General features: G+C 58.6%; 16 protein-coding genes and 1 pseudogene. 6 read left to right on the forward strand and 11 right to left on the reverse strand.

The genetic code is table 11. From position 1 onward, the window contains the following. Window positions 1–91: 91 nt before the first annotated feature. Window positions 92–397: a PepSY domain-containing protein gene (locus L6D82_RS28345; RefSeq protein WP_102687293.1), complete on the reverse strand. Its 306-nt coding sequence runs from the start codon at window positions 395–397 to the stop codon at window positions 92–94. A 138-nt stretch (window positions 398–535) separates the two neighbouring features. After that, window positions 536–1,663, reverse strand: coding sequence for a glycerophosphodiester phosphodiesterase (locus L6D82_RS28350; protein WP_236192142.1), 1,128 nt, complete (start codon window positions 1,661–1,663; stop codon window positions 536–538). A 215-nt stretch (window positions 1,664–1,878) separates the two neighbouring features. Between L6D82_RS28350 and L6D82_RS28355 the strand changes: the two genes are divergently transcribed. Further along, a complete protein-coding gene (locus L6D82_RS28355) occupies window positions 1,879–2,205 on the forward strand; it encodes a DUF2025 family protein (protein ID WP_085745148.1) in 327 nt (108 codons plus the stop codon). Window positions 2,206–2,290: 85 nt separating this feature from the next. Here the strand turns inward: L6D82_RS28355 and L6D82_RS28360 are convergent, their stop codons facing one another. Both L6D82_RS28360 and L6D82_RS28365 read right to left on the reverse strand, forming a co-directional pair. Beyond that, the gene (locus L6D82_RS28360; RefSeq protein ID WP_236192143.1) at window positions 2,291–2,605 is read right to left on the reverse strand and encodes an antibiotic biosynthesis monooxygenase family protein; all 315 of its coding nucleotides are present in this window, start codon (window positions 2,603–2,605) and stop codon (window positions 2,291–2,293) included. Then, window positions 2,602–3,309, reverse strand: coding sequence for a CTP synthase C-terminal region-related (seleno)protein (locus L6D82_RS28365; protein WP_129974255.1), 708 nt, complete (start codon window positions 3,307–3,309; stop codon window positions 2,602–2,604). Before L6D82_RS28365 ends, L6D82_RS28360 begins: the two co-directional genes overlap by 4 nt. 42 nt (window positions 3,310–3,351) lie before the next feature. On the opposite strand from L6D82_RS28365, the gene L6D82_RS28370 reads away from it, so the two are divergent. Then, a complete protein-coding gene (locus tag L6D82_RS28370; RefSeq protein ID WP_178082643.1) occupies window positions 3,352–4,266 on the forward strand; it encodes a LysR family transcriptional regulator in 915 nt (304 codons plus the stop codon). Window positions 4,267–4,272: 6 nt separating this feature from the next. Here L6D82_RS28370 and L6D82_RS28815 read toward each other — a convergent pair whose 3' ends face one another. The 4 genes and pseudogenes from L6D82_RS28815 to L6D82_RS28385 form a co-directional block, all read right to left on the reverse strand. Further along, window positions 4,273–4,773: a methyl-accepting chemotaxis protein gene (locus L6D82_RS28815; protein ID WP_373870923.1), complete on the reverse strand. Its 501-nt coding sequence runs from the start codon at window positions 4,771–4,773 to the stop codon at window positions 4,273–4,275. Between the two features lie 45 nt (window positions 4,774–4,818). Beyond that, window positions 4,819–5,598, reverse strand: a pseudogene (locus L6D82_RS28820) (PAS domain-containing protein); the annotation flags it as partial. A gap of 169 nt (window positions 5,599–5,767) precedes the next feature. Beyond that, window positions 5,768–6,820, reverse strand: a complete 1,053-nt coding sequence (locus tag L6D82_RS28380) for a diguanylate cyclase (protein WP_236192151.1) — start codon at window positions 6,818–6,820, stop codon at window positions 5,768–5,770. Between the two features lie 146 nt (window positions 6,821–6,966). Continuing rightward, on the reverse strand, window positions 6,967–7,575 hold the full coding sequence (locus L6D82_RS28385; RefSeq protein ID WP_236192144.1) for a TetR/AcrR family transcriptional regulator: 609 nt from the start codon (window positions 7,573–7,575) through the stop codon (window positions 6,967–6,969). Between the two features lie 215 nt (window positions 7,576–7,790). Between L6D82_RS28385 and L6D82_RS28390 the strand changes: the two genes are divergently transcribed. After that, window positions 7,791–8,843, forward strand: a complete 1,053-nt coding sequence (locus tag L6D82_RS28390) for an MBL fold metallo-hydrolase (protein WP_236192145.1) — start codon at window positions 7,791–7,793, stop codon at window positions 8,841–8,843. Window positions 8,844–8,881: 38 nt separating this feature from the next. Here L6D82_RS28390 and L6D82_RS28395 read toward each other — a convergent pair whose 3' ends face one another. Together L6D82_RS28395 and L6D82_RS28400 are read right to left on the reverse strand one after the other, a co-directional pair. Further along, entirely contained in the window at window positions 8,882–9,193 is a 312-nt protein-coding gene (locus L6D82_RS28395; RefSeq protein WP_134023896.1) for a helix-turn-helix domain-containing protein, read from the reverse strand. 93 nt (window positions 9,194–9,286) lie between these two features. After that, a complete protein-coding gene (locus L6D82_RS28400) occupies window positions 9,287–10,054 on the reverse strand; it encodes an AraC family transcriptional regulator (RefSeq protein ID WP_236192146.1) in 768 nt (255 codons plus the stop codon). A 112-nt stretch (window positions 10,055–10,166) separates the two neighbouring features. Here L6D82_RS28400 and L6D82_RS28405 point away from each other — a divergent pair, with 112 nt between their 5' ends. The 3 genes from L6D82_RS28405 to L6D82_RS28415 all read left to right on the forward strand — a co-directional run bounded on the left by L6D82_RS28405 (window position 10,167) and on the right by L6D82_RS28415 (window position 12,992). Continuing rightward, window positions 10,167–10,982: a sulfite exporter TauE/SafE family protein gene (locus tag L6D82_RS28405; RefSeq protein ID WP_236192147.1), complete on the forward strand. Its 816-nt coding sequence runs from the start codon at window positions 10,167–10,169 to the stop codon at window positions 10,980–10,982. A 55-nt stretch (window positions 10,983–11,037) separates the two neighbouring features. Next, window positions 11,038–11,757: a DUF6933 domain-containing protein gene (locus L6D82_RS28410; protein ID WP_236192148.1), complete on the forward strand. Its 720-nt coding sequence runs from the start codon at window positions 11,038–11,040 to the stop codon at window positions 11,755–11,757. An 86-nt stretch (window positions 11,758–11,843) separates the two neighbouring features. Then, entirely contained in the window at window positions 11,844–12,992 is a 1,149-nt protein-coding gene (locus tag L6D82_RS28415) for a hypothetical protein (RefSeq protein WP_236192149.1), read from the forward strand. Window positions 12,993–12,995: 3 nt separating this feature from the next. Here L6D82_RS28415 and L6D82_RS28420 read toward each other — a convergent pair whose 3' ends face one another. Then, window positions 12,996–13,982: a hypothetical protein gene (locus L6D82_RS28420; RefSeq protein WP_236192152.1), complete on the reverse strand. Its 987-nt coding sequence runs from the start codon at window positions 13,980–13,982 to the stop codon at window positions 12,996–12,998. Window positions 13,983–14,016: the final 34 nt, after the last annotated feature.

Consider the following 14,016-nt stretch of genomic DNA (forward strand, 5'->3'; position numbering starts at 1 on the left):
GGGGCTGACTGACGAAACATGGTTTCAGCCAGACACCAGACACAAAAAGCCGCACAACCCAAAAGTCATGCGGCTTTGTTTTATCAACCAATCAAGTGTCTTGCTTGTCGCTCAGCACCTTGCCAGTCGTTGCATCGAAGTCCACATCAAACTCCTTGCCATCAGCAGTACGCAACTCAACTTCATACTCATAACCATTGAAGTGGTTATCCAGGTCAGTGTCAGTAATGGTCGCACCCGGATGCAGTTTCAGCGCTTCTGCGTTCATCGATTCCAGCGACTTGATCTTGCCGGACTTGACCAGTTCAGGGATCTGGTCAACGCGAACGTCAGCCTGGGCCAGGCCAGCGGTGAGGGTCAGGGCGGCAGCGGTAAACAGGGCAGTCAAAGTTTTCATCGGTTATTCCTTTGGGTGATTCGTTTAAGTGAGTTCAGGTTAATCGCCGCAACTTAACTCACCCTTAAAACGCAGCGGGCAGGCCGGACTCCCCGAGGGAGCGAGCCTGCTCGCGATACTGACGCCCTGATTTACAAATCAGAAACCGTTGTTCTTCAACACCTGATCCACACTGGCGGCGGCCGGGCGTTTGTAGAACTTCAGCAGTTCGCTGGCGCGGTTGGTAAAGATGCCGTCAACGCCAGCGGCCATGACTTTCTCGAAGTCCACCGGTTCATCCACGGTGTAGACGTGGACCAGCAGACCCTTGTCGTGGGTGTATTTGTTCATCCATGGCTGCACCAGATCCGAATAGCTCTGATCGCCGCCGTGGGTCAGCTTCGCCGAAGGGCCGGTGCCGATGGCGCCCTGTGCCTTGGCGTAGTCGATCCACTGCTTGAATTCGGCTTCGGATTTCGGCTCCTGCTTGCCGTAGAACGCGTTCTTGTCCTTCTCGCCGGATTCGGCAAAGGTCACTTTGGATTTCGGCTCGATGCTGCCTTCGCCGACCCACAGCAACAGGATCTTCGGCACCTGCGGCATTTCCTTTTGCAGCATTTCCAGGCTGCTCTTCTCGAAGGTTTGCAGGATCACCTTGCCGTTGCTTTCGCCGACGCTGGCGGCGTTTTTAGCCGGTTTGGCGCCGGCCGGAACCAGCCAGCCACGAGCCTGGAGTTTTTCCTTCAGGTCATGTTCGATCCCCGGGAACAGCTTCGGCTCCTTGGTTTCGATGTACAGGCCCGGCTTGTGCTTCGGATTGGCCTGGGCGATGTCGATGATTTCGTCGAGGGTCAGAATCTTCAGACCGACATAGGACGGACGCGCGCGATCCGGGTACTTGGCGTTGTACCAGCTGCCGGCGTCGAGGGTTTTCAGTTCGGCCATGGTGAAGGCGTTGGCCGGGCTGTCCTTGCGCTCCGGGAACTTGGAGGCGACGTCGGTGGTGCGCTGCAGATTGTCGTCGTGCAGGGCGAACAGCACGCCGTCCTTGCTGCGCTGCAGGTCCATTTCCAGGTAATCGGCACCCAGATCGCGCGCCAGTTTGTAGGAGGCGGCGGTGGATTCCGGGGCATCGAAGGACGCGCCACGGTGGGCGATCACCGCCGGGTGCGGAATGCCCTCGGAGGCAGCGAGCGCAACCGGGTTTGGCTGGCTGGCGGCGTGGGCCTGGCCGAGGCCGAGCATCAGGCTCAGCAGCAGTGCGCTTTTGGTGAAGGTGGCGGGCATGTCGAGGTCCTTTCGCAGGTATTTTCGAAGATGTCCCTTTTAGCAACTCAAACGAAAACGTGCTATCGCAAGACCGACATAAACGTACTGAAAGCGAAAATTTGCGCACTTTTGTGCGTTCGTTTGCAGTACGCTTGGCCACGGCAACCGCCCCGGCAGAGGGCGCGCCTCAATGCCCTGCGTGTAAACCTTCGATCACTCTTGTGAGGTTTACCATGCGCATCACATCGCAACTCATCTGCCAGGCCGCCGACGACCTCAAGGGCTTCGTCGGCCTCAACCGCAAGACCGGACAGTACATCGTGCGCTTCAGTGAGGACTCGTTCGGCATGGACGTGGCCGATGACGGCATCATTCCGTGCAGCGAATTCGTCTGGGCACCGACCACCGAACAGACCATGACCCTCAAGCGCGAACTGATCCAGTTGCTGCTGGACCAGAATATTGATGACCGGATCAACATCACCGAGCCGTTGCGGGTTTACATGAGTAAACGCGAAGTGCCGGAGATTGAGGCGGTGCGTTGTCTGGTGAAGGGCTGAGGTTCTGCAGCGACTGTTCCGGCCTCTTCGTCGGAACGCCGCCCGGGGCAAGCCCGCGAAAGGGCCAGTGAGTACACCTCAATACTCACTGGCCGAACCGATACTCCCGCTCCACCCGACACACCCGCGTCTGAAACGCCGAATACCACTCAGCCCGCCCGCGCGCCTGAATCACCCGGTGCTCCGGATGCTCGCGCCAGGCCAGAATCGCCGCCTCACTCTCCCAGTACGAAACCGTAATCCCCACCCCGTCTGCCCCCCGGATCGAATCGATGCCGAGAAACCCCGGTTGCTCGGCGACCAACTGCATCATGCGCTCGGACGCTTCGGCATAGCCGTTGTCGCCCCCGGTACGGGTCGAAGTGAAGATTACGGCGAAACACTCAGTGTCCGGTTTCATCGACATTGCTCCGAGCAGGCTTCAACAAATGCCCGCACCAGTGGTGGCAATTGCCCCTTGAGCGCTGCGCGTTCCGGCTGGAACAGCGTGGCGACAAAGAACACATGGTTTTGCAGTTCGATGGCGCGCAGATCGCCTGCCGAATCGTGACCAACAGCGTGTAATTCATGGGTCAGCAACTCCCGTTCGAACTGCGGATTCACACCGTAGCGGCAGCGATAGCCTTCACGAATCTCCGACGTTTCGTACGCGCTGGCAATCAACGAACCGGGCACCAGATGAATGCTGTCCACCGCTTCCACCAGCGAGCAGGTCAGCGGTGTGAGCACTGCGCGGCTCGAGTCAGGCGAGGTTTCGCCATGTTCGGCGTCGGCCCAGCCCAGCACGTGGCGGGAAAACTCCAGCACCGCATGCTGAAAACCGCCGCAGGTGCCGAGGAAAGGGCGCTGCTGCTCGCGGGCAAAGCGGATGGCTCGCAGGGCACCGTCTTCGCTTTTGTAGGGGCTGGCCGGGACACACCAGAAGCCGTCGAATTGTTCCAGCGGCGTCTCGGGCAGGATTCGGTCGGTGGCCAACCATTCGAATTCGACCGGATGGCGAAGGTGTTCCGCCGCCAGTCCGAGGGCAACCGGGATGGCCTGGTGGGCGGTGACTTGCGGATCGAAATCACCGATCAGGGCGATGCGCAGGGCTCTGGATTCCATGAGTACTCGCTGTGCTTGTTGAGGAATGAACCTCACTATAGATTGGCGTTCACGCACTCTAAATTGGCGTTTGCCCAAGTGATCAATGCAGCCACGCAATATCAACTCGACTTCCCGGATCTGGCCCTGATCCTCGCTTTAGTACGCGGCGGCTCTCTGGCCCGGGCCGCGCAGCTGTTGAGGGTTGATGTGTCGACGGTGTTTCGCGCCGTGCGCCGACTGGAAGCGTCACTCGGTCAGCAACTGTTCGAAAAAAGCCGCGCCGGTTACCTGCCCACCAGCCTCGCGCAAACCCTGGCCGAGCAGGCCGAACGCGCCGAGCAGGCACTCGAAGCTGCGCGTATTGGTGTGGAGCAGGGCGGCGAAGTAGTCAGCGGCACGGTGCGCCTGACCTGTACCGACTCGGTGTTGCAAGGTCTGCTGCTGCCGGCGCTGGCGCAGTTCATGCCGAACTACCCGGCGCTGACCATCGAGCTGAGCACTTCCAACGATTTCGCCAACCTCAGCCGCCGCGATGCCGACATCGCCCTGCGCCTGACACGTACACCGCCGGAGCATCTGGTCGGACGGGAGCTGGCGAAGATTTCCTACCGGGTCTGTGCCAGCCAGCGTTATCTACAAAATGTTGAAGCGGCCGATCTGGCGGCGCTGACCTGGATCGCCCCGGACGACTTTCTGCCCGATCACCCGACCGTCGCCTGGCGCCGCCAGCAGTTGCCTGGCGTGACGCCGGGCTATCGCTGCAACAGCATGCTGTCGGTGACGGAGCTGGTGCGCGCCGGGCTTGGCGTGGCGGCGTTGCCGGACTTTCTGATAAACGAAGGGCTGCAGGCCCTGAGCGAACCCTTGCACGGTTACGACACCGCGCTGTGGCTGCTGACCCGCCCGGACTGCCGCGCGTTGCGCTCGGTGGTCTCGCTGTTCGACGAACTGGGGCGGGCGCTGCGATTGCCGTGATCGTGTTTAACCCGGCGCCCGGTCATTGGCGAACATGCTCACAGCTTCCACTGCTTCACTGGCGCCGTCGCGGATCTGCAAAATCACCGTGCCGGCCTGATCCGCCAACTCAACACCTTGCGCTGCTCGCCCTCGGGTGCCATCCATGCTTTTGATAGCTTGACGGGTTTCCGACTGGATCAGACCGATCATGTTGGAAATTTCCGCTGTCGACCCGCTGGTGCGCGCTGCCAGTTGCCGCACTTCATCGGCCACCACGGCGAAGCCGCGACCTTGCTCACCCGCTCGGGCGGCTTCGATGGCGGCGTTCAGGGCCAGCAGATTGGTCTGATCGGCAATCGCGCGGATGGTGTTGACGATGGCGGTGATTTGCTCGGAGCGTTCGCCGAGCTGCGCGATCAAGGTTGAAGACTCGGCGATGTCGTCGGCAATTTCGCGCATTTCACTGGCTGCTTGCTGAATGACTTGAGTGCCTTGTTCGGCGACTTTTCGGGTGGCGACGGAGATGTGATAAGCGGCGCTGGCGCTGCGTGCATCCTGCTCGTGCTGCTCGACGCGGGCGGTGACGTCCGAGGCGAACTTCACCACTTTGCACAAGCGGCCGGCAGCGTCATAGACCGGGTTGTAGTTGGCTTCAAGCCACACGGTCTCCCCGCGTTTGTCGACGCGTTCGAACTGGCCCTGAAACAGTTCGCCCTGATTCAGCCGGCGCCAGAAATCCTGGTAGGCGCTGCTGTTGACCAGTTGTGCGGGGCAGAACAAGCGGTGATGTTTGCCTTTGAGTTCGGCGAGGGTGTAACCCATGCGCGTCAGAAAATTCTGATTGGCGGTGAGGATATTGCCGTCGAGATCGAATTCGATCACCGCCATGGCGCGGTCGATCGCCTGCAATTTCGCATTGGCTTCGCTTTCCTGCTGCACTTTGGCAGTGACATCCATGGCGTACTTGACCACTTTCACCACGCGGCCCGAGTCATCCTTGATCGGGTTATAGCTGGCTTCGAGCCAGATTGGTCGGCCCTGGCTGTCAATACGTTCAAAGGTGCCGGACTGGAACTGGCCGCTTTTCAATCGCGACCACAACTCGCTGTACTGATTGCCACGGGCAAACTCGGGAGAACAGAAATGGCGATGGGGCTGGCCGACTACCTGTTCACGGGTGTAACCCATGGTTTTCAGGAAGTTGTCGTTGGCGCGCAGAACGACACCGTCGACATCGAATTCGATCACTGCCATGGAGCGGTTGATCGCCTCCAGCAGGCCGGCTTGTTGGTTGATGGTGTTTTGGAGATCGACGAGGGCAGTCTTGTGGCGGTTGAAAATCATGTTCATGGCACTCTGGAAATAGGACTGAAGGTGGGGTCCCTGTTTCCGCGTCAGCCAGCCAGATATCTCGATGGCTGGAAGCAGTGTGCCAGCATCCCGGCTGGCGGATTAACTTATACAAAACTTTATAAACTTGTACAAGAAATCGATTTTTCTCAATTTTGTACAAGTTTTTTCAGGCGGGTGATCGGCTCAACGCTACGCTGATTGTGTTACGTCCCGTGTGCTTGGCCGTGTACAGCGCCTTGTCGGAATCTTCGAACCACTCAAGGGCATCGGCGTACGAGGTTTGATAGCGAGCAAGCCCGATACTCAGGCTGACTCGCAGCTCGGGGACGTGGGGATGGCGGTATCGATCCATTCCCTGACGCAGTTGCTTCATCAGCGCTTCGGCCTTGCTCAGGGGCAGGTTGGGCAGGATCACGCAGAATTCGTCGCCGCCGTAGCGTCCGGACAGCTCGCTTCCGTCGAGCACGAACTTCAGCTCGTGACTCAATTGCCGCAGCACCGCATCGCCGACGATGTGTCCGTAACTGTCGTTGATCGACTTGAAATGATCGATGTCGATCAGCGCCAGAATCGCTTGGGAATTGTGCTGCCGGCACTGCTGGAACTTGAGATGCAGCAGGTCTTTCCAGGCGCCGTGGTTGAGCAGGCCGGTCAGGCTGTCGGTGCGGCTCAGGGCGCTTAGAGTGCGTTTGTGTTCGGCGAGTTTGATCGCCAACCGGTAGCAAACCATTCCCAAAGCCAGCGGATAAAGCGTCAGCATCGGCAGGCAGGCCCAGACTTGAGTCTGCGTGGCCGTCAGAGTGAACTTGACCCCGAACATTGACCAGCCCAGCAGCACGCCGATCACCTGGGCGAGCGCGCCGAGCCAGAACAGGCGCACGCCACCGGCGGCCACGTTGTTCATGGTCATCATCGACAGAATGGTCACGGTGGTCAGTGGGTTGAACTGGAAACAGGCGGTCCAGAAACCGCCGAACACCGAGTCATAGAGCAGGTTGCGGCGTTCGGCGCGATAGGGAAAGGCCGAGCGGGTCGACCATTGATAGGCCACATGCGGCCAGAGAAAGCCGTTAAACAGCAACAAGGTCCAGAGCCAGGACGGCATGTTCAATGGATACACCGCGGTGCCCACGCTGAAGAAGCCGATGCCCAGCCCGATGGCTCGCGGCAGGTAAATGCGTCTGGCGAATGACAAGCCTTTGCCGCGTTGGTTTTCCATGGTGTTCTGCGCCAGATTCATTCTGAAACACTTTGCAGTGTAATTCTTCAGCGTGACCGTTCATCGGCCAATGGCAGGCATTGTCATTTATTCCAGCGGGAAAATTCAGTGTCCTTGTGAGCCATTTACTGTGGCGCAGGCCTGATCTAGAGCTGATAGCAGGCCAGGAACATGTCGATTGCAGAATCGACCACGGCATTTTGCATCGTGCTCTCGAGCGAGGGCTGGCCCAGGGAGATCTGCGGCCAGAAGGCAAAGGTTTTTAGCAGCCCCTGCACTTGATGGGCGGCGAACTCTGGATCGACCGGTTTCAATCGACCATCCGCCTGGGCGGCGCGAATCCACACCGTCACGCTTTCCTCACGTTCGCCCATACGCGCCACCATGTTCTGCGCGCGCTCCGGCGAATGGATCGCGGCCGCGATGGCGACACGGGCCAGATTCATGAAATTGTCGTCCGCCATCATTTGCAGTTTGGCAAACAGCATTTGGCGCAACTGCTCACGCAAAGGCAGATCGGGCTGATATGACACGGCTTGCTCGGTGCTGATCCGTGCCCACAACTGGTTGAGAATTTCGGCGAAAAGCTCTTCCTTGCTGGGGAAATGGTTGTACACCGTACGCTTTGATACCCCGGCCGTGGCCGCGATCTTGTCCATGCTGGTGACCTCAAACCCGTTGGTACGGAATTCGGCGATCGCGGCCTGGATGATGGCTTCTCGTTTACGGTCGGTGAGGCGCGTTGGAGCTGTCATAAATTGGATTCGGCAGGAAAAAGGAGAGAATTACACTCGGCAGTTTACTTGGCATCCGGTTTGATGCAACCTAGAAACTACACCGATCAGTGTAATGTTGCCTTAATCGGTGCACCCTAAAACCAGATGTCCGGCTGATGCGTGCGTGCCTTGGCCATTTATCGTCCCACCGTGGAAAGCCGTGAATTGCGCGGTTTTCCTGGAGTCTTTCAGTCATGGCCAAATCAATTTCTTCCGCGGTTAGTCCAGCACCTGAAGCTTCGCGCCAGGCCGAAGGGACTTTTCGTAACCACGCGCCGGTGCAGCGCGAAGGTTTGCGCAAGATGCTGCGCATCATGTGGAACATGATCTTCCATAAACCACGCAACACTCGGCCGGCGGCAGCCATCCCGGTGCAGCCACTGACCCGCGCCGACCTGATCGCCGCTCCCAACCTTAGTGTCTACCGCCTCGGCCACTCGACCTTGCTGCTGAAGCTGCAAGACAAGTTCTGGATCACCGACCCGGTGTTCGCCGAGCGTGCGTCGCCGGTGCAATGGGCCGGGCCGAAACGCTTCCATCAGCCGCCGATCAGCATCGATGAATTGCCGCCGATCGAAGCCGTGATCCTGTCGCACAACCACTACGACCACCTCGACTATGAAGCGGTGTTGAAACTGGCGGACAAGGTCAACGTGTTCCTGACTCCGCTGGGCGTCGGCGACACCCTTATCAAGTGGGGCATCGATGCCGACAAGATTCGCCAGTTCGACTGGTGGCAGGGCACCGAGGTTGCCGGCATCCGCTTCATCGCCACCCCGTCGCAGCACTTTTCCGGGCGCGGCCTGTTCGATGGCAACCAGACCCTGTGGGCATCCTGGGTCATCATCGACGGCGACAAACGCATCTTCTTCAGCGGCGACAGCGGCTACTTCGATGGCTTCAAACGCATCGGCGAACAGTACGGCCCGTTCGACCTGACCCTGATGGAGACTGGCGCCTACAACGTCGAATGGCCCCACGTGCACATGCAACCTGAGGAAACCCTGCAGGCCCACATCGATCTCAAGGGGCGCTGGCTGTTCCCGATCCACAACGGCACGTTCGACCTGGCGATGCATGCGTGGCATGAACCGTTCGACCGCATTCTTGCGCTGGCCTGGGAACGCAGTGTTTCCATCACCACGCCGCAAATGGGCGAGGCATTCAACTTGGCACAACCCCAACGCGGGAATGCGTGGTGGTTGGCGGTTGAAGGGGAGAGTGAGGCGGTGGTCCAAGGAGCCTGACTCACTGGTGCAGGTTCGCCTCCATCAGGCGAACCGAATCACTCCGCCATCGCATAATCCCCACGCACTGATTCGGCTGTTGAACCATTGCTTGTCGAACGCCCCGGCGCAAACCCCGGAAAGAACACCAACCCATGCGCCTCAAACCGATAGGTCAACGCCAGCCGCGCCGAATCCGCCACTTCCTGCTGCGCTTCGAACCGCTGAATGTCCTCTACTGAAACCTTGGCCTCCCGCGACAACTGTTCAATGCTCCAGCCCAACATCCCTCGGGCCTGGGCGCAATGGGTCGGGGTGAACTGGAAAAGGGCGATACGTTCGAGGATGAGGTTCATCGCTGAAGAGGCCATGGTGTGCTCCGGGCTCGAGAGTGCTGATGGAAAATGTACTGTGTTTTTGTACAGTTGTTTTCGGCCGGGATCAAACGCATTTTTTGATTTGCCCTAGTTCGCCGCCTCCAACCAGACGGACGGTGCCTGACCGAGGATGCGACGGAACATCGTCGAGAACGCCGCCGGGCTGTCATAGCCGAAATCCAGGGCAATCCGCGTCACCGCTTCACCCGCCGCCAGGCGTGCCAGCGCCAATACCACGCAGGCGCGCTGGCGCCATTGACTGAAACTCAGGCCGGTCTGCTGACGAAACAGTCTGTTGAAGGTGCGTAAGCTTACGTGCAGCTGATCGGCCCATTGCTGGGGTGATTGATGGGCATTCGGCTGATGCAGAAAGGTCTGACACAGCTCAAGCAGTCTTCCGTCAGAAGGCAGCGGGATATGCAACGGAAGTGGTGCACTGCACACCAATTCATGTAGCAACAAGTCGACCAGCACGCCGTCACGCCCGGTCAGGTCATAGGTCAGCGGCAACTCCACGGCCTCCATCAGCAAGTGCCGCATCAACGGCGACACACTGATCACCTGGCAACGCTCACCCAGATCCACCGCCCCCGGCTCGATATACAAACTGCGAGTGCTGACCCCGAGCATCAACACCTCATGCGCCACCCCCGGCGGAATCCACACCGCCCGTTGCGGCGGCACCACCCAGTTGCCGTCATGCGTGCTGACCTGCATCACCCCGGTCGCGCCGTACAACAATTGCGCCCGCCGATGCGTATGACGTGGCAACAGATAGCCGTGGGAATAATCCGTACCGATCGCCACCACCGGGCGCGGAGTGTCATCCAGCAGATTGATCGAAACATTGCGCATCGAGCGGCACCTAGCAGTTGGCGTAAACGCAAACATTATTGGCTGACTTGCTGAAGCAGGCCAAGCGCCGCCGCTCTATCGTCGACCGCTCTCAAACAACGGACGACGCGCCATGTTCTACCTCCTGCTGACACTCTTCGGCTGCCTGACCGGCGTCACCGCCGTGCTCTTCGGCTTCGGCGGCGGCTTCGTCGTCGTGCCGCTGCTGTACCGCATGCTTACCGCGAGCCATGGCGCCGACGACCCGATCAGCCAATCCGCCATGCACATCGCCGTCGCCACCTCGACCTGCGTGATGATCGTCAACGCCCTGGTCGCCACCGACAAACATCGCCGCGCCGGCAACCTCATCCGTGATTACCTGTGGCCCTTGGGCGGGTTCATCGGATTGGGCGCGGTCGTCGGTGCAATCGCAGCGGTGTGGGTCAGCGGCGAAGTCATTCGTTATGCCTTCATCGCCTACCTCGGCGTGACGATTGTCGATTGCCTGCTGCGACGCGGCTTTCTTACGCGATCCGAAGGCGTAATCCCACGGCGACTGGGAACGGTGGAAACGTCCGGCGGCGGTGTAGGCATTGGCGCCATCGCAACCTTTCTCGGTGTAGGAGGAAGCGTCATGACCGTGCCGTTATTGCGGCGTAGCGGGTTGAGCATGTCCCAGGCGACGTCGATGGCCAATCCGCTGAGCGTGCCCGTGGCGCTGGCGGGAACCCTGACGTACATGATGTTGGCGGGGTACAGCGAGACAGAACTCGGGCCGTGGTTTGTCGGGTATGTGGATCTGCTGGCGTTTGCGGTGCTGACGCTGGGCTCGATGCTAGGGATTCGACTGGCCACGCCGTGGATCGGGCGGATACCGGATCGGGTGCATGCTTGGGTTTATATTGGATTGTTGGTTATTGTGATGGTGGTAATGTCGGTTAAGTAGTCGTCAATCGACAGCCCCATAATCGACCACTTCCAGTATTTATTAGAGAACAAGGATGCTGATCTTCAACTGCACCGAAGCTGCCAGCAAATTCTTCAGCCGCGTTCACCAGGGCAAAAAAATCACCCCGGTGGATTTGGACCCGCCGTCATCAACCATTGAAGATGATGAGATGGACAGTGCTGTCGAGCAGTGGCTGGTGCATGCGATCACCGTGCAACGAAAGTATGTGCTGTTCGCCATGCATATCAAGACTCGCTATTGCATGGTTTTCGCCGACATGAAAAAGGCGGATCTGGATGCATTTGTGGGGCAATTCGCTGATCGCTGGTTCAACGGTGTCATGCTTCATGCAACCCATCACGGACTCTCCGAGTGGATTGATATCGAACCGTTGATTGAGCGATTCCAGTGGATGTGTCGACCGCAGCAGTTCTATCGCCGCAGCCATCGCAGCGCACAAAAACACATCGATGAAATTGCCTGGGTCTTCCAGGACAAGGCCGCAGGGGCCGGTTGTTTACCGCCTGATGAAGTCGCAGCCATGGTGTTCGACGCGCAGATGAACGACACCCCGAGAAACAGCAAGGGCGCCAAGGGTTACTACTACCCGGATGAGGAGATGACCGTTCATTGGCTTCGTCGTTATAGCGCTCTGGATGAGGACGAAGTTCAAGCGGCAAAGACGCGCCGCATGCAAGTGTATCGGGAGATAGCAGCAGTCGAGCGCGAAGCCTGGCTGGAAGAGTACAACCGACAAAACTCGATTACTTAAGCCACCCCCGCCATAATCCGCCCCGCATTCACTAGCGCCGGCACTCACGTCCCGGCGCGACCTCCGACTCACTCAGGGATCGATCCATGCTCAAGGGACTGTTGCGCCTGGCGCCATACGCCGCCGCTTTGTTTTCACTGCTATCCACCGCTCAGGCTGACGACGGCAGACGTGTGTTTACCGGCACGCTGGGCAAGACGCCGATTGTGGTCGAGATCAATACCCAGAATCCGGATGAAGTGACCGGTCGTTACTTCTACGAGAAGTATCACCGCGATCTGCCCCTCAGTGGCGCGTTGCAGGACAGCACGCTGACGCTGGTCGAGGGCAACAATCGTTACGGCGATGACAAGCCTTTGCCGACCCTCAAGCTGGAAGAAACCGCCAACGGTTGGCGAGGCGAATGGCAAAACCCGAAGGGCAAAAAGCTGCCGGTACAACTAGTCGAGGCCAAACTTCCCGCGCCGACTGCAACGACGTTGCCCTTCATTGCCACTTTGACGAAAGACGATCCCTACGAGTATTTGCGCTTACAGGGGCTCAAGCTCAAACCTGGGAAGAAAGACAACTTCATGGGCTACGAGCTGCAATGGTGGGCGGAGCCGGAGTCGAAAATCTCTTTCTTTAGTATTGAGTCCGGTTATCCCAAACAGGAGCAACAGCGGATCAACGAGCAATTGTTGGGACGGCTCTGGAAAGAGGTCATCAGTTATCACGCCTGCATGCTGCAAGGTGGTGAGAATGCCGAGCAATGGCAAAGCGTCGCGCCCACGTTTCTGTCGTCCGATATCGTCAGCCTGAACATCAACACCGGTTACGACTGTGGCGGCGCGCATCCGGATGTCGGCAACTCCCCGATCAATCTCAATGCTCATACTGGGCAAGCGATAAAGCTGGAAGACGTTTTGGCAGTGGGTGGAGGGAAGGGCACTTCGACTGGAACAAGCGAAGGCAAACAGAGGGAAGAGTTTGCGCAATGGCTTATAAAGCAGTTCACCTCGCTATATCCCGACGAAATGAAGAAGCCAACCGAAGGTGATGAAGACAGCTGCGACTACACCGATGAAAACGTCTGGGGCGTTTTCGATTGGTATTTCACCGCCAAGGGCATTTACCTGGGGCCGTACTTCCCGCGAGTGCAACGTGGTTGCGATGAACCCGACTGGTCGATCCTGCCGTACTCAGTCGTCAAACAACACCCCGGCGCCGTCCAACTGCAACTGCCCCAGGGTTAACCATCACGCCAGACCCGGCGCTTCACGAATGATGAAGTGATCCAGGTTCTCGATATTGGCATTGAAGACCTCGAAAGGCTTTTCGGGGTTCTTCTTGCCCGGCACCTGCTTCAACTCCGGCGTCACGCCATAAAAGAAGCAGAACAACTCCTTGTCACTGTCGATCGCGTGCTTGATCTCTTCCAGAAACGCCTTGCGCTTGCGGTAGTTGTCGATCAGCTTTTTGTTGAGATAGACACTGACCGGATAAGGCTTCTTCTTGCTGTCATCCGGCTTCTTGAACCAGACCTTGTCCTCGAAATCGATCCGGAAACTGGCGCTGTGGAAGTCCTCGATCTTCTTGATCCGACCCCAATAAATCAGCCCCTTGTTGTCCATCAAGTACTCGATCTTCTTGAAGAACGAACTGTACGGCGCCGTATGCTCACCAATCTTCAACGGCATACGCTTGAGCAATTCCTTGTCCGCGAAGTTCGACACAAAACACTCCACGGGGTGAGCGAAGACACTGGTCTTGTCCGGCGCCGTCTCACGACTCGGCGACTCTTTTGAGGGGGCAGTTGCCACCCGCACCGGATCATCCCGCAACACATCCGCCGCCCCCGCTGGCGCGGCAGGCTTGCGCACATACTCACGACGCGTCAGCAACAACTCCGACGGAAAATGCTCCTCCCGACCGTCATCCGATTCCCCATCGGCCGCCTCACCCCCCGACGCCGACGTCTTCAAACTCACATACGGACAACCCGCCACATGCTGCGTACCGGGCAGATTCTTGAAGTGCGGCGTGCGCACGTAATTCACGTTCTTGGCGTTGAACGTGCCCAACTCGTTGGAAGCATCGAACGCCGCACGACAGGCATCGTTGGGGCACTGGAAATGCTCCTTCGCAGAATCGAACGCCACCGTCTCATCGAAATTGAGATCGCGAACGTCATAGATCGACAGCTTGTCGTCGAGGCTGAGGCAGTAGGCGAGGTCGAATTTCATGGTGGGGCTCGGGTCCTTGAGTGGGGGAGGGGTA

It is taken from the genome of Pseudomonas paraglycinae (assembly GCF_021601625.1).
Lineage (GTDB): Bacteria > Pseudomonadota > Gammaproteobacteria > Pseudomonadales > Pseudomonadaceae > Aquipseudomonas > Aquipseudomonas paraglycinae.

Coding starts and splice junctions, on each gene's coding strand:
- L6D82_RS28420 (WP_236192152.1), bottom strand. CDS start 13,982: ATGAAATTCGACCTCGCCTACTGCCTCAGCCTCGACGACAAGCTGTCG.
- L6D82_RS28395 (WP_134023896.1), bottom strand. CDS start 9,193: ATGGCCTCTTCAGCGATGAACCTCATCCTCGAACGTATCGCCCTTTTC.
- L6D82_RS28345 (WP_102687293.1), bottom strand. CDS start 397: ATGAAAACTTTGACTGCCCTGTTTACCGCTGCCGCCCTGACCCTCACC.
- L6D82_RS28390 (WP_236192145.1), top strand. CDS start 7,791: ATGGCCAAATCAATTTCTTCCGCGGTTAGTCCAGCACCTGAAGCTTCG.
- L6D82_RS28385 (WP_236192144.1), bottom strand. CDS start 7,575: ATGACAGCTCCAACGCGCCTCACCGACCGTAAACGAGAAGCCATCATC.
- L6D82_RS28405 (WP_236192147.1), top strand. CDS start 10,167: ATGTTCTACCTCCTGCTGACACTCTTCGGCTGCCTGACCGGCGTCACC.
- L6D82_RS28415 (WP_236192149.1), top strand. CDS start 11,844: ATGCTCAAGGGACTGTTGCGCCTGGCGCCATACGCCGCCGCTTTGTTT.
- L6D82_RS28350 (WP_236192142.1), bottom strand. CDS start 1,663: ATGCCCGCCACCTTCACCAAAAGCGCACTGCTGCTGAGCCTGATGCTC.
- L6D82_RS28400 (WP_236192146.1), bottom strand. CDS start 10,054: ATGCGCAATGTTTCGATCAATCTGCTGGATGACACTCCGCGCCCGGTG.
- L6D82_RS28380 (WP_236192151.1), bottom strand. CDS start 6,820: ATGGAAAACCAACGCGGCAAAGGCTTGTCATTCGCCAGACGCATTTAC.
- L6D82_RS28360 (WP_236192143.1), bottom strand. CDS start 2,605: ATGAAACCGGACACTGAGTGTTTCGCCGTAATCTTCACTTCGACCCGT.
- L6D82_RS28355 (WP_085745148.1), top strand. CDS start 1,879: ATGCGCATCACATCGCAACTCATCTGCCAGGCCGCCGACGACCTCAAG.
- L6D82_RS28365 (WP_129974255.1), bottom strand. CDS start 3,309: ATGGAATCCAGAGCCCTGCGCATCGCCCTGATCGGTGATTTCGATCCG.
- L6D82_RS28410 (WP_236192148.1), top strand. CDS start 11,038: ATGCTGATCTTCAACTGCACCGAAGCTGCCAGCAAATTCTTCAGCCGC.